The following is a 14,340-nucleotide window of genomic DNA, read 5'->3' on the forward strand; positions in this document are numbered from 1 at the left end:
GTCAGGCCTCGCTGCCCAGGAAATCCGCCACCGTCGGGTAGCGCAGCGCCACGCGCAACTCGCGCGTCAGCCGCGTGTTGCGCAGCCGGCGCGATTCGCTCATGAACGACAGCAGCGCCGGCTCGATCTGCTCGATGGCCTCGGCTCGCGAAATGCGCGGTGGCCGCCGCAAGCCGCGCGCGTCGGCCACGGCGTCAAAGTAATCGCCCATGCGCAGTTCCGACGCGTCGCTGGCATGCACAACGCGCTGCGATTTCCCCCGGAACAGCGCGGCAACGACGGCGCGCGCCAGGTCGTCGGCGTGGATGTGGTTGGTGTAGACGTCGTCCTCGGCGCGCAGGGCGGGCGTACCGCGTTCGAGCCGCGCGACGGGCAGGCGGTCAGCCGCATAGATGCCGGGAATGCGCAAAATCGACGTGCGCCAGCCGCCGCCCGCACCGAACCAGCGCACGCGGCGCTCCGCGGCGACACGGCGCTGGGCACGCGCCGTCGTTGGCTTCACGGGGCGGGATTCGTCGACCCAGGCGCCACTCGCATCGCCGTAGACGCCACTGGTGCTGGCATACACGAACGCGCGCGCTTGGAGGCGGGTTTTCAAGCGGCCAGTAAGGCCACCAGACCTGCGCGCCCGCTCGGGTAAAATGCGACGTTTTGTGGCTCGGGAAATCGGGGCCGGTTGCGCCAGCGTGTGCAGTAACTTGGCAGTACGCGGATCATCGTTGCCGACAGCGGGCGGCGGCGCCAGATGCAGCACGCGTGGGCTGATGCCCCGCAGGCGGCGCAGCGACGCGGCATCGTCCAGATTGGCGACAATCGGCACGGCGCCGGCTTCGCGCAACGCAGCGCGACCGTCAAGGCGCGAGGTGACGGCAAAGACGCGAAAGCGCGTGCGCAGCATCGACAGACAGCGTTGCCCGACATCGCCGCAGCCGACGATCAGCACGCGTGGAAGCCCCAGGCGTGGTGCAGATTTGGACGGCGGAGCGACTGACTGATTCACCATCGGACGTGCTGCCGGATTGACCATCATTGCGTGCCCAGACGGGCGACCAGACACTCTTTTCAACATATTCGGATTGTAGTATGGCTTACCAGATCAACGTGCTGCCCAGCGGCCGCCAGTTCCAGGCCGAAGACGGCGAGACCATCCTTGCAGCAGCGCTGCGCCAGGGCATCGGCCTGCCATACGGCTGTAAGAACGGCGCGTGCGGCTCCTGCAAGGGCAACGTGCGCGAGGGCTCCATCGTCCAGGGAACGCACTCCCCCAACGCGCTCTCCGCTCAGGAGGCCACCGAAGGCCGTGCGCTGTTCTGCTGCGCCACGCCCGCCACTGACGTCACGATTGAAGTGCGTGAGGTGCAAGGCGCCGGCGACGTACCCATCAAGAAAATTCCCTGCCGCGTCGTGTCGCTGGAAAAGGCTGCGCCGGACGTCACCATCGTCAAGCTGCAACTGCCTGCCACCGAGCGTATGCAATTTCTGGCCGGGCAGTATGTCGAATTCCTGCTGCGCGACGGCAAGCGCCGCAGCTACTCGATCGCCAACCCCCCCCACGACGACGGCCCGATCGAGCTGCACATCCGCCACATGCCGGGCGGGGCGTTTACCGACTACGTGTTCGGCGCCAAGGAAGGCGCCCCGGCCATGAAGGAGCGCGACATCCTACGCTTCGAGGGCCCGCTGGGCAGCTTCTTCCTGCGTGAAGAGTCGGACAAGCCGATCATCCTGCTGGCCTCGGGCACCGGTTTCGCACCCATCAAGGCGATCATCGAGCATGCGCAGTTCATCGGCAGCACGCGCCCGATGACGCTGTACTGGGGCGGCCGCCGCCCGCAAGACCTGTACATGCACGCCAAGGCCGAAGAATGGGCGCGCACGCTGCCCAACTTCACCTATGTGCCGGTCGTCTCCAACGCCCTGCCCGAAGATGCCTGGACCGGCCGCACCGGCTTCGTTCACCAAGCCGTGATGGCCGACCACCCCGATCTGTCGGGCCACGAGGTCTACGCCTGCGGCGCGCCGGTGGTGATCAACTCGGCCCGCACGGATTTCGCTGCCCAGTGCCGGATGCACCCGGATGCGTTCTTCGCCGATTCCTTCACCTCGGAGGCGGACCTCCACCCGGCCGGCTGACGTTGCACAAATCCCAAGCGCGTCAAAATTTCGTTTTGACTTGACTTGGCATCCGTCTTATTCTTGCGCCTTATGAACCAAGCCCTGCACCTCCGACGCCGCCGTACGTTGCTCCCTCCGGGAAGCCACGCGGCTGTCTGCTGATTGCATATCGGGTTCACAGGATTCGACGATCACAAGGCCACGGGGCAACCCCCGTGGCCTTTGTCTTTTTCCAACTCGCGTTTCTCCGCTTTTTCATCTTCCTGCCGCCTTTTTCTGGAGCTTTGCCATGGCGTTTGCTGACTACCCCGTCCAGTCCCTGATGTACATCACCAACCGGCCCGAGATCGTCTTCACCGAAGGCAAGGGCTCGTGGCTGACGGACCACAACGGCAAGCGATACCTGGACTTCGTGCAAGGCTGGGCCGTCAACTGTCTTGGCCACTCCAACGACGGCATGATCGAAGCGCTGAACGCCCAGGCCAAGAAGCTCATCAACCCCAGCCCGGCCTTCTACAACGAGCCGATGGCCAAGCTGGCCGGCCTGCTGACCGCACACAGCTGTTTCGACAAGGTGTTCTTCGCCAACAGCGGCGCCGAAGCGAACGAAGGCGCCATCAAGCTCGCCCGCAAGTGGGGCAAGAAGCATAAGAATGGCGCCTTCCAGATCATCACCTTCGACCACAGCTTCCACGGCCGCACGCTCGCTACCATGAGCGCATCGGGCAAAGCCGGCTGGGACACCATCTTCGCGCCGCAGGTGCCGGGCTTCCCGAAAGCCATCCTGAACGACATCGCGTCGGTGGAAGCGCTCATCACCGACGAGACCGTCGGCGTGATGCTGGAGCCGGTGCAAGGCGAAGGCGGCGTGCTGCCGGCCACGCCGGAGTTCATGCAGCAACTGCGCGCGCTGACCAAGAAGCACAAGATCCTGTTGATCGTTGATGAAGTGCAGGCCGGTTGCGGCCGCTGCGGCACCCTCTTCGCCTACCAGCTCTCGAACATCGAGCCGGACATCATGACGCTGGGCAAGGGCATCGGCGGTGGCGTGCCGCTGTCGGCCCTGCTGTGCACGGATGAAGTTGCAAGCTTCGAAGCCGGCGACCAGGGCGGCACCTACAACGGCAACCCGCTGATGACGGCCGTGGGCTGCTCGGTGATCGAGCAGTTGCTGGCCCCCGGCTTCCTGGCCGGCGTGGAAGAACGCGGCGCCTATCTGCGCACGCAACTGCTCAAGCTGAGCGAAGAGTTCGGCTTGGCTGGCGAGCGCGGGAACGGCTTGCTGCGCGCGCTGCTGCTCGGCAAGGACATCGGCGGCCAACTGGTTGAAGCTGCGCGCGAGATGAACCCGACGGGCCTGTTGCTGAACGCCCCGCGCCCGAACATCCTGCGCTTCATGCCTGCGCTGAACGTGACGACCGAAGAAATCGACACGATGATCGGCATGCTGCGCACGCTGCTGAAAGCGCACGCCTAAAGCGCAGCGCATGACCGGGGGCGGCACGCAATGCGTGTCGCCCTTCATCGCCCCATCTCTGCTCCCACTCTGAGGTTTGCCATGGCCGTGACGCGAGAAGTTCCGGCCACGGGGATCGTTTTGTCCGATGATTCCGCGTGGCTCCCGCTGGACCAGATCTACAACTTCCTCTCGCAGGAAACGTATTGGGCTCGCGGCTTGCCGCGCGAGGTGTTCGATCGATCGGTCGCACACTCGCTGTGCTTCGCCGCCTATCGACTGAACGTCGATGGCTCACGTGGGGACATTGTGGGCTTTGCGCGCGTCATCACCGATCGCGCGACGTTTGCGTACCTGTGCGATGTGTTCGTGCTGCCGGCGTGGCGCGGGAAAGGCGTCTCGCACGCGCTGATGGATTTCCTGGGCACGCACCCGGACCTGCAGACCCTGCGCCGTACCGTGCTGGTCACCACGGGCGCCGACTGGCTTTATCGCAAGCATGGCTTTACCGACGTGCCTGAAGGTGTCGGGTTCATGCAATTGCACCGGCCGAACATCTACACGGCGGCATCGGCTTGAAACGTTGGTCACGCGCAAAGAAAAAGCCCCGCAATTGCGGGGCTTTCTCATGGTGCTTGATGGCGCTTACTCGCCCAGGTAGGCGGCACGCACCTTCGGGTCATCCAGCATCTGCTTGGCATCGCCGCTCATGGTGATGAGACCGGAGTCCATCACGTAGCCGCGGTGCGCTGCCTGCAACGCCAGGCGCGCGTTCTGCTCAACGAGCAGCACGGTGACGCCTTGCGCCGAGATGTCACGCACGACCTCGAAGATCTTCTCCACCATGATCGGGGAGAGACCCATCGACGGCTCATCCAGCAGCAGCAGCTTCGGTTGGCTCATCAGCGCACGCGCCATGGCCAGCATCTGCTGTTCGCCGCCCGACATCGTGCCGGCCAGTTGGTTTGCACGTTCCTTCAGGCGCGGGAAGATGGCGAACATGCGGTCGATGTCGGCCTTGATGTTGGCCTCATCGTTGCGCGTGAAGGCGCCCATCTGCAGGTTCTCGACGATGGTCATGCGCGCGAACACGCCGCGGCCTTCCGGCACCATCGCCAGGCCCTGCTTGAGCAGGTTGTAGCTCGGCACGCCCTTGATGGACTTGCCCAGATACTGCACGTCACCGCCGGCCCAGCCCTGCAGGCCGGTGATGGCCTTCATGGTGGTCGTCTTGCCGGCGCCGTTGGCGCCGATCAGCGTGACCAGCTCACCTTCGCGAATCTCCAGATCCACGCCCTTGACCGCCTGGATGCCGCCGTACGCGACCTTCAGGCTGTCGATCTTCAACATTACTGGTTTCATATTCCGTTCCTCTGCGTCAGTGCGCTGACGCGCCGAGGTAGGCCTCGATCACGGCCGGGTTGCTCTGCACTTCCTGCGGCAGACCTTGCGCAATCACCTTGCCGTAATCCAGAACAGTCAGGCGGTTGCACAGGCCCATCACCAGCTTCACATCGTGCTCGATCAGCAGGATGGTCTTGCCGTCGGAACGGATCTTGTCCAGCAGGCCACGGAGTTCCACTTTTTCCGTGGCGTTCATGCCGGCGGCGGGCTCGTCCAGAGCCAGCAGCTTGGGCTGCGTGGCCAGGGCGCGCGCGATTTCCAGACGACGCTGGTGACCGTACGACAGGTTGCGCGCCGTGTAGTTGGCGTACTTGCCGATGCCGACGTAGTCCAGCAGGTCGTGCGCCCAATCTTCGATGGACTGCTCTTCCTCGCGTGCAGCCTTGGTGCGGAACACCGCGCCGATCAGGCCGGCCTTGGTGCGCACGTGGCGGCCGACCATGACGTTTTCCGCCGCGGTCATGTCGCCAAACAGGCGGATGTTCTGGAACGTGCGCGCAATGCCGGCCTTGGCCACTTCGTGCACGGCGGTCGGCTGGTAGGGCGTGCCGCCCAGTACGAACTCGCCGGCGTCCGGCGTGTACAGGCCCGTGATGACGTTGAAGAACGTCGTCTTGCCGGCGCCGTTCGGGCCGATCAGACCGTAGATTTCGCCTTCGCGAATTTCCAGGCTCACGTCGGACAGCGCTTGCAGGCCGCCGAAACGCTTCTGCACTCCTCGGATCGAGAGGAGGACGTTGTTATTGCTCATGTGCGTGCTCCATCAGATTCGGGACAGTCCACCAGCCCGCTGCTTTTGCGGACGGTCTTCCTTGCGCGGCGAGGGCCACAGGCCCGAAGGGCGATACAGCATCACCACCACCATCGCCAGGCCGAACAGCAACTGACGCAGCACTTCCGCTTCCACAATCACATGGCCGAACAGCTTGTTCTGCACCGGCTCGGCCAGTGCGCGCAGCAGTTCCTGGAAGCCGACCAGCAGGATGCCACCCAGGATCACGCCCGGGATGTGGCCCATGCCGCCCAGCACCACAATCGCCAGGATGTAGATCGACTCCCACAGCACGAACGATTCCGGCGACACAAAGCCCTGGAACGACGCGAACATCGCACCCGACACACCACCGAACGACGCACCCATTGCAAAGGCCAGCAGCTTGATGTTGCGGGTATTGATGCCCATCGCCTTGGCGGCGATTTCGTCTTCACGCAGCGCCACCCATGCACGACCGATGCGCGAGTTCTGCAACCGCAGGCACACGATGATGATGATCGCGGCCAGGAACACGAACAGGTAGTAGTACATGTAGACCGATTCGAAGCGGATGCCGAAGAAATCATGGCGCTTCGAGAAGTCGAACCCGAAGATCTTGACCGGCTCGATCAGGTTGATGCCCTTCGGACCGTTGGTGATGTTCACCGGGCGGTCGAGGTTGTTCATGAAGATCCGGATGATTTCACCAAAGCCCAGCGTCACGATGGCGAGGTAGTCACCGCGCAGCTTCAGCACCGGCGTACCCAGCAGAATGCCGAACAACGCCGCCAACCCGGCACCCAGCGGGATCACCCACCAGACAATCAGGTGCAGCCCATTGGGGAACAGATTGTGGATCCACTCAAACTGGTTGGACAGGTGCGGTGAACCGAGCAACGCCATCATGTAGGCGCCCACCGCGTAGAACGCGATGTAGCCCAGGTCGAGCAGGCCGGCAAAGCCCACCACGATGTTCAGGCCCAGGGCCAGCATGATGTACAGCAGTGCAAAGTCCAGCACGCGTACCCAGTAGTTACCACCTGCCGCACCCACGATGAACGGTGCGAACAGGGCGAGGATCAGGAAGCCGTAAAGCGCAGCACGCGTCTTCTTCGGTGCCTTGAATTCGGTTGCAGTTTCTGTCATGGCGCTCCCCTTCTTATGCGCGGTCCGCAACGCGTTCGCCCATGATGCCGGACGGGCGGAACAGCAGCACGCCAATCAGCACGATGAATGCGAACACATCCTGGTAGTTCGAACCGAACACACCGCCAGTCAGATCGCCGATATAACCGGCGCCCAGTGCTTCGATCAGGCCCAGCAGCATGCCGCCGACCATGGCGCCCGCCAGGTTGCCGATGCCGCCCAGCACCGCAGCGGTAAACGCCTTCAAGCCAGGGATGAAGCCCATGTAGAAGTGAGCATTGCCGTAGTTGGTCGCCATCATCACGCCTGCGACCGCAGCCATAGCGGCGCCGATCATGAAGGTGGCGGAGATCACGAAGTTCGGGTTGACGCCCATCAGGCCTGCCACACGCTGGTTCTCGGCAGTAGCGCGCATGGCGCGTCCGAGCTTGGTGCGGTTGACCAGCAGGATCAGCCCAATCATCACCAGGATCGACACCGCGATGATGACGATTTCCTTGCCCGTGATGGTCGCGCCCGTGGAGCCGATATCGATCGGGTTCGAAGGCAGCAGTTGCGGGAAGGTCAGCGGGTTACGCGACCAGATCATCATTGCCAGGGTCTGCAGCACGATCGACACGCCAATGGCGGTGATCAGCGGCGCCAGGCGCGGCGCATTGCGCAGCGGCCGGTAGGCAACCCGTTCGATGGTGTAAGCCACGATGGCGCAGACCGGCATGGCAAACAGCAGCGCCAGGACCAGCGTGATCCAGTCAGGCAGATTGGGGAAGAACTTCTGGAGGAAGTTGATGGCGGTCAGGGCAGACATTGCGCCGACCATCAGAACATCGCCGTGGGCGAAGTTGATGATGCCGAGAATACCGTAGACCATGGTGTAGCCAAGTGCGATCAGCGCGTAAATGCTGCCGAGCACCAGACCGTTCACGATCTGCTGGATAAAGATATCCATGAGAACAGCTCCTGCTATGCCTTGCTTTGTTGTAGGCGACGGGATGACGTGCCCGCAAGGTATGCGATCAATCGGATGGGTAAGGTGTGGTTGCTGGTAAGCGGCCTGCCGACACGCCCATGGTGAGGGCCTTGTTTCATTGGCGAGGCTATAAAAAACGGCACCGCAGGGGTAGTCGCGGTGCCGTTTTTAGGGCGGATAACCCTTCGATTACATCTTCACAACGTCAAGAACCGACTTCTTTTTGTCCTTGTAGTTGTACAGGGTGATCGAACCTTGCTTCAGGTCACCCTTGTCGTCGAACGCGATGTTGCCGATCACGCCGTTGTAGTTGGTTGCCGGCATGGCAGCCAGGATCTTGGCCGGATCGGTCGAGTTGGCACGCTTCATCGCGTCGATGATCACGTTGACGGCGTCATACGTGAACGGTGCGTAGATCTGCACCGGCGTCTTGAAGCGGTCTTGGTACTTCTTCTCGAAGTCCGCGCCCTTCTCCATCTTCGACAGCGCCAGACCCGCTTCCGAGCAGACGATGTTGTCGATCGCGTCGCCAGCCAGTTCGGCCACCTTGTCGGTACACACGCCGTCGCCGCCAACGATCTTGGCCGTGATGCCCAGTTCCTTGGCTTGCTTGGCGAACGGACCGCCGGTGGCATCCATGCCGCCGTACATGATCACGTCCGGCTTCTTGCCCTTGATCTTGGTCAGAATGGCCTTGAAGTCGGTGGCCTTGTCGTTGGTGGCTTCACGCGCCACGACGTTCACGCCGTCAGCCTTCGCGGTCTTCTCGAACTCGTCGGCCAGGCCCTTGCCGTAGGCGGTGGCGTCATCAACGATTGCCACGGTCTTGGCGCCCAGGGTCTTGGCGGCGTAGTTGGCCAGTGCCGGGCCTTGCTGCGCGTCGGTCGCAACCACGCGGTAGGTCGTCTTGAAGCCTTGCTTCGTGTAGTCGGGGTTGGTCGACGACGGCGAGATCTGCACGATGCCTGCATCGCTGTAGATCTTGGAAGCCGGGATCGATACACCCGAGTTCAGGTGGCCAACGACAGCAACAACGTGCTCATCAACCAGCTTCTGCGCCACGGCGGTGCCAGTCTTCGGGTCGCCCGCATCGTCTTCACCGACCAGCTCCAGCTTGATCTTCTTGCCGTCGATGGTCAGGCCTTCCTTGTTGGCTTCTTCAACGGCCAGGCGTGCACCGTTTTCGTTGTCTTTGCCAAGGTGAGCAATACCGCCCGTGAGCGGAGCCGCGTGACCGATTTTGATGACGGTCTCGCCGCCGGCAGCCGCCGCCGGAGCCGACGTTGCTGCAGGTGCAGCAGCTTGGTCTGCGGGCTTTTCCTCGTTCTTACCGCAAGCTGCTACGAGTGCCACGGCAGCCGCAAGCGGCAGAACTTTGGCAAACTTAATTTGCATGAGTGATCTCCTAGATCTCGCAAGAGCAAGAAGAGCGTCCTGCCTCCCGGCCGCTCCCCCTGCGCCGATTGTTTCAATTTGAAACGCGCGAATTGTATCCCCTTTTATTGCGGATGCAATACGCGTCGCAACAACGATTTTTACAGTAACTACGCCGCTTTACGGGCTTTCCCCAATGCCCAAACAGGCGTCATTTCGCGCAGGCATTCGCGAACGGCGGGATAGGCGTATCAAGAAGTGTGCCAGACTAGGGGAAACCCCCTATTCATGCCGCTTGGCGGGCGATTCTCACGGTAAATCAAGGCTTCGCCGGTATTGATGGGTTTTTTGCAACGCACAAAACAAAACGGCCACTCCTGGAAGAAGTGGCCGTTGAATCCTCAAAAGCGCTTTATGCACCGCATTAGGGCGCACTCTTTTTGTGCGCTTTTAAGTGGGTATTTACATAAAGGCATTCAATTGATTTGAAGACCCCTCGGAAGGGGGAAGGACATGTTTTCCTGGATACCGTCGAGCGGGCGCACGGTGCGCGCGCCCAGCGCCTTAAGCCGATCCACGATCGATTGCGCCAACTCCTCGGGCGCCGAAGCCCCAGCGGTCAGGCCCACACGGCGCTTGCCGGCCACCCATTCGGGCCTCACCTGTTCAGGCGTATCCACCATATAGGCAGGCACGCCCAGCTTTTCGGCCAGCTCACGCAGGCGGTTCGAGTTCGAGCTGTTCGGGCTGCCGACCACAATCACCACTTCCACTTGCGGCGCCATGAACTTCACGGCGTCTTGGCGATTCTGCGTCGCGTAGCAGATGTCCTGCTTCTTCGGCTCGTGCACGGCCGGATAGCGTGCCTTGATGGCTGCCACGATTTCCTGGGTCTCATCCACCGACAACGTGGTCTGCGTCACGTAGGCCAGACGCGTCGGGTCTTTCACCATGAGATGCGCAACATCCTCGACGGATTCGACGAGCAGCATCCCGTCGTTGGCTTGGCCCATGGTGCCTTCCACCTCGGGATGGCCCTTGTGTCCGATCATGACGATCTCGAAACCCTGCGCGCGCATCTTCGAGACTTCTACGTGCACCTTGGTCACCAGCGGGCAGGTCGCATCGAACACCCGCAGGCCGCGCGCTTCCGCCGCTTCGCGCACCGCACGCGATACGCCGTGCGCACTGAAAATGACCGTGCCGCCCACCGGCACATCGTCGAGTTCCTGTACGAACACGGCGCCCTTGTTGCGCAGATCGCCAACCACATAGGCGTTGTGCACGATCTCGTGACGCACGTAAATGGGCGCGCCAAACAGCTCGAGCGCGCGTTCGACGATCTCGATGGCGCGATCCACGCCGGCGCAGAAGCCGCGCGGCTGCGCCAGCAAGACCTCGGCGTCGGCCTGGGTGACAGGATCAATGGGATCGAGCGGGGCGTTCACAGCGTTGCTCATATTAGAGAATGCCGATCAGCTGGACTTCAAACACGATCGTCTGGCCGGCCAGCGGGTGGTTGAAGTCGAACAGCGCGGAGGTCTCGCCGACTTCCTTGAGCACGCCGGCATATTTACCGCCGCTCGGCGCATTGAACTCGACCAGGTCGCCCGGCTGGTAATCCTCTTCGAACGAGGAGTTCTCGCGCAGCGTGGCCAGCGACACATGCTGCAGCAGTTCCGGATTGCGCGGACCGAACGCATGCTCGGGCGCCAGGCGGAACGTCGTACGCTCGCCCTCGCGCATGCCGAGCAGCGCCTGCTCCAGCGTCGGCGCCAGTTGGCCTTGGCCCAGCAGCAGCGTGGCCGGCTTGTCGCCGAAGGTGGTGACGATGTCCGTGTCGTTTTCCAGCGCGATGCGGTAGTGCAGCGTCAGAAAGGAATCCGGGCCAACCACCTTGCCTGCGCCGCTTGGCGTCGCCGCGGACGCCTCGTTCACCAAATTTTGCACGCTCAACCTGCTTGACCAAAAAGTAACCCGTTATTGTACGTCAGCCCTCCCTGCGGCCGCAGGCGCGACGCGCGCCGCACTCCGCTGGCAGTACATTTCCTCCACTCACCCCAACCCTATGGCCATCGTCGACTGGCCCGCCCACGAGCGGCCGCGTGAAAAACTGCTCGCCCACGGCCCCGCCGCACTCTCCGACGCGGAGCTGCTTGCCATCTTCCTGCGCGTCGGCATGCCGGGCAAAAGCGCCGTCGACCTCGCCCGCGAACTGCTCACGCGCTTTGGGTCGCTGGGGCGGCTGTGCCACGCGTCACAACAAGAGTTCTCGTCGATCAACGGCATGGGCCCCGCCAAATACGCACAGCTTCACGCGCTCCTGGAGGTTGCGCGGCGCGCGCTGAAGGAAGACTTCGCCCACGGCCAGACCTTTGAATCTTCACAAAGCGTGAAGGACTTTTTGCGCCTGACATTCGGCCACCGCCCGCACGAGGTGTTCGCCTGCCTCTTTTTAGATGTACGGCACCGGTTGATCGCGTGGGAAGAGCTGTTCCGCGGCACACTGACCGAAGCCCGCGTCTACCCGCGCGAGATCGCCAAGCGAGCGCTACATCACAATGCGGCCGCAGTGATCCTGGCCCACAACCACCCCACCGGAAATACCGAGCCCAGCGAATCCGATATCACGCTGACCCGCGAGCTATGCCGCGCACTGGCACTGCTTGACGTGATCGTCCTGGATCACATGATCGTCGGTCGCAGCAACGTTTACGGCTTCTTGGAACACGGCAAAATGTAGTGCCGACACCGCATCGCACAGTACCCAACAGCAATCCATCGATCTCGTTGATTTGTCAGCGGTTTTGTGTGTATAATCCGCGTTTCGCTGAAGTCCCACCTCTACAGTGGCACTGCGCTTGGTTTGGTCCCAGCGCCCGGTCGCAAACTGTAGCCAACGAATTTAGTTAGGAGTGCTCCATGGCACGCGTCTGTCAAGTGACCGGGAAAGCGCCGATGGTCGGCAATAACGTTTCCCACGCAAACAACAAGACCAAGCGCCGTTTTCTGCCGAACCTGCAGAATCGCCGCTTCTGGGTCGAATCCGAAAACCGCTGGGTGAGCCTGCGCGTCTCGAACGCTGGTCTGCGCCTGATCGATAAAAAAGGCATCGACGAAGTGCTCGTGGATCTGCGCGCACGCGGCGAAGTCTAATTAGGAGTTAAACATGGCCAGCAAAGGCGGACGCGACAAGATCAAGCTGGAATCGACCGCAGGTACGGGTCATTTCTACACGACCACCAAGAACAAGCGCACCAAGCCGGAAAAGATGGAGATCATGAAGTTTGATCCCGTCGCCCGCAAGCACGTCGCTTACAAGGAAACCAAGATCAAGTAATCCTCGCGGATTGCGCATCTTGTTTCCGTCGGCATGACCGACAGCAAAAACCCGCTTTCAGGCGGGTTTTTTGTTGCCGGCTGTTTGGCGCATGCCACGGTGTACACTGCCCCTCTATCCGATTGACACGCGACTGTGTTATCCACCAGCCGCGCCTGCACCGCGTCCCGCGTCTTCCATGAATTTCGATGTTGCCGTTGTTGGCAGCGGCTTGGCGGGTCTGACCGTCGCCCTGCACCTAGCCGATCACCGCCGCGTGGTCGTCATCAGCAAACGCAGCCTGCCGGAAGGCGCCAGCGATTGGGCGCAGGGCGGCATTGCCGCAGTGCTCGATTCAGGCGACAGCCATGACGAGCACGTCGACGACACACTCATCGCTGGGGCCGGGCTGTGCGATGAAGCCGCTACCCGCTACATCGTCGAGAACGGGCGCTCGGCCATTGAATGGCTGATCGGCCATGGCGTGCCTTTCACGCGCGACGAGCAGGCCGAACTCGGCTTCCACCTGACGCGCGAAGGCGGCCATCGCCATCGACGCATCATCCACGCAGCCGATGCCACTGGCCATGCCGTGGTCACGACGCTGGTTGAGAAGGTGCGCAATCACCCGAACATCACGCTGCTGGAAGACCACTTTGCGATCGACCTGATTACCGATGCGAAGCTGGGCCAGCCGGGCATGCGCTGCCATGGCCTGTACGTGCTGGACATTGCGTCGGGCCACGTCAAGACGCTCACCGCGAGCCAAACCGTGATGGCCACGGGCGGCGCGGGCAAGGTCTATCTCTATACGACGAATCCGGACACGGCCAGCGGCGACGGCATCGCCATGGCGTGGCGCGCGGGCTGCCGCGTGGCGAACATGGAGTTCATCCAGTTCCATCCCACGTGTCTGTACCACCCGTTCGCGAAATCTTTCCTGATTACCGAAGCCGTGCGCGGCGAAGGCGGCAAGCTGATCCTGCCCGACGGTACGCGCTTCATGCCCGCGCACGATGCGCGCGCCGAGCTGGCCCCACGCGATATCGTCGCCCGCGCCATCGACTTCGAGATGAAGAAGCGTGGCCTGGACTGCGTCTATCTGGACATCAGCCATCAGAGCCCGGAATTCCTCAAGGAACATTTCCCGACCATCATGGCGCGTTGCCTGGAGCTGGGCATCGACATCACGCGCCAACCGATTCCCGTGGTGCCAGCAGCGCACTACACGTGCGGCGGCGTGGTGACGGACCATCTTGGGCGCACGGATATCGCCGGCCTGTACGCCGTGGGCGAGACGGCCTACACCGGCCTGCACGGCGCCAACCGGCTCGCGAGCAATTCGCTGCTTGAATGCATGGTGATCGGGCGCGGGGCGGCGGAAGACATCCTGGCGCAACCGCCCTCGAACCCAACGTCGGTGCAGATTCCTGCGTGGGACGAGAGTCGAGTGACCGATGCCGACGAGGAAGTCGTCGTCTCGCACAACTGGGACGAACTGCGCCGCATGATGTGGAACTACGTCGGCATCGTGCGCACGAACAAGCGGCTGGAGCGCGCGCAGCACCGCATTGCCCTGCTGCGCGAAGAGATTACGGAGTACTACGCCAACTTCCGCGTAAGCCACGATCTGCTGGAGCTGCGCAACCTCGTCGAGGCCGCCTCGCTGATCGTCGACAGTGCGCTCTCGCGGCATGAAAGCCGCGGCCTGCATTTCTCGCGCGACTACCCCGAAACGCTGCCCAAGGCGCTGCCGACGGTCATGCAGCCGACCCATCGGCAGATCGCGCGAAAACGCTAGG

General features: G+C 62.4%; 15 protein-coding genes. 7 read left to right on the forward strand and 8 right to left on the reverse strand.

Going from position 1 to position 14,340, the window contains the following annotated elements; all coding sequences use genetic code 11:
- Position 1: 1 nt before the first annotated feature.
- Positions 2-1,003, reverse strand: a complete 1,002-nt coding sequence (locus R2N16_RS14820) for an NAD-dependent epimerase/dehydratase family protein (RefSeq protein WP_316666593.1) — start codon at positions 1,001-1,003, stop codon at positions 2-4.
- Positions 1,004-1,083: 80 nt separating this feature from the next.
- Here R2N16_RS14820 and R2N16_RS14825 point away from each other — a divergent pair, with 80 nt between their 5' ends.
- The 3 genes from R2N16_RS14825 to R2N16_RS14835 all read left to right on the forward strand — a co-directional run bounded on the left by R2N16_RS14825 (position 1,084) and on the right by R2N16_RS14835 (position 4,150).
- Positions 1,084-2,133, forward strand: a complete 1,050-nt coding sequence (locus R2N16_RS14825; RefSeq protein WP_316666501.1) for a CDP-6-deoxy-delta-3,4-glucoseen reductase — start codon at positions 1,084-1,086, stop codon at positions 2,131-2,133.
- Between the two features lie 271 nt (positions 2,134-2,404).
- Positions 2,405-3,592 carry an acetylornithine transaminase gene (locus R2N16_RS14830; RefSeq protein WP_027680743.1) on the forward strand — a complete coding sequence of 396 codons (1,188 nt, stop codon included), beginning with the start codon at positions 2,405-2,407 and terminating at the stop codon, positions 3,590-3,592.
- A gap of 81 nt (positions 3,593-3,673) precedes the next feature.
- Positions 3,674-4,150: a GNAT family N-acetyltransferase gene (locus tag R2N16_RS14835; protein WP_316666502.1), complete on the forward strand. Its 477-nt coding sequence runs from the start codon at positions 3,674-3,676 to the stop codon at positions 4,148-4,150.
- A 66-nt stretch (positions 4,151-4,216) separates the two neighbouring features.
- On the opposite strand, the gene R2N16_RS14840 is transcribed toward R2N16_RS14835, so the two are convergent.
- The 7 genes from R2N16_RS14840 to R2N16_RS14870 form a co-directional block, all read right to left on the reverse strand.
- Positions 4,217-4,933: an ABC transporter ATP-binding protein gene (locus R2N16_RS14840; RefSeq protein ID WP_316666503.1), complete on the reverse strand. Its 717-nt coding sequence runs from the start codon at positions 4,931-4,933 to the stop codon at positions 4,217-4,219.
- Between the two features lie 16 nt (positions 4,934-4,949).
- Entirely contained in the window at positions 4,950-5,726 is a 777-nt protein-coding gene (locus R2N16_RS14845) for an ABC transporter ATP-binding protein (RefSeq protein ID WP_004632013.1), read from the reverse strand.
- A 12-nt stretch (positions 5,727-5,738) separates the two neighbouring features.
- Complete coding sequence (locus R2N16_RS14850) at positions 5,739-6,875, reverse strand: ABC transporter permease subunit (protein WP_316666504.1); 1,137 nt, start codon at positions 6,873-6,875, stop codon at positions 5,739-5,741.
- A gap of 13 nt (positions 6,876-6,888) precedes the next feature.
- Positions 6,889-7,824 (reverse strand): branched-chain amino acid ABC transporter permease, encoded by a 936-nt coding sequence (locus tag R2N16_RS14855; protein ID WP_316666505.1) that lies wholly within the window; start codon positions 7,822-7,824, stop codon positions 6,889-6,891.
- 210 nt (positions 7,825-8,034) lie between these two features.
- Positions 8,035-9,240, reverse strand: a complete 1,206-nt coding sequence (locus tag R2N16_RS14860; protein ID WP_316666506.1) for a branched-chain amino acid ABC transporter substrate-binding protein — start codon at positions 9,238-9,240, stop codon at positions 8,035-8,037.
- A 455-nt stretch (positions 9,241-9,695) separates the two neighbouring features.
- Entirely contained in the window at positions 9,696-10,679 is a 984-nt protein-coding gene (gene ispH / locus R2N16_RS14865) for a 4-hydroxy-3-methylbut-2-enyl diphosphate reductase (protein WP_316666507.1), read from the reverse strand.
- Position 10,680: 1 nt separating this feature from the next.
- Positions 10,681-11,169 carry an FKBP-type peptidyl-prolyl cis-trans isomerase gene (locus R2N16_RS14870; protein ID WP_316666508.1) on the reverse strand — a complete coding sequence of 163 codons (489 nt, stop codon included), beginning with the start codon at positions 11,167-11,169 and terminating at the stop codon, positions 10,681-10,683.
- Between the two features lie 118 nt (positions 11,170-11,287).
- Between R2N16_RS14870 and radC the strand changes: the two genes are divergently transcribed.
- From radC to nadB, 4 genes are all read left to right on the forward strand, one after another.
- Complete coding sequence (radC, locus tag R2N16_RS14875) at positions 11,288-11,962, forward strand: RadC family protein (protein WP_316666509.1); 675 nt, start codon at positions 11,288-11,290, stop codon at positions 11,960-11,962.
- A 179-nt stretch (positions 11,963-12,141) separates the two neighbouring features.
- The gene (gene rpmB, locus R2N16_RS14880; protein WP_004631999.1) at positions 12,142-12,375 is read left to right on the forward strand and encodes a 50S ribosomal protein L28; all 234 of its coding nucleotides are present in this window, start codon (positions 12,142-12,144) and stop codon (positions 12,373-12,375) included.
- A 13-nt stretch (positions 12,376-12,388) separates the two neighbouring features.
- Complete coding sequence (rpmG, locus tag R2N16_RS14885) at positions 12,389-12,559, forward strand: 50S ribosomal protein L33 (RefSeq protein ID WP_003262397.1); 171 nt, start codon at positions 12,389-12,391, stop codon at positions 12,557-12,559.
- Positions 12,560-12,737: 178 nt separating this feature from the next.
- Positions 12,738-14,339: an L-aspartate oxidase gene (gene nadB / locus R2N16_RS14890; protein ID WP_316666510.1), complete on the forward strand. Its 1,602-nt coding sequence runs from the start codon at positions 12,738-12,740 to the stop codon at positions 14,337-14,339.
- Position 14,340: the final 1 nt, after the last annotated feature.

Source organism: Ralstonia psammae, assembly GCF_958405935.1.
GTDB classification, from domain to species: Bacteria; Pseudomonadota; Gammaproteobacteria; order Burkholderiales; family Burkholderiaceae; genus Ralstonia; species Ralstonia psammae.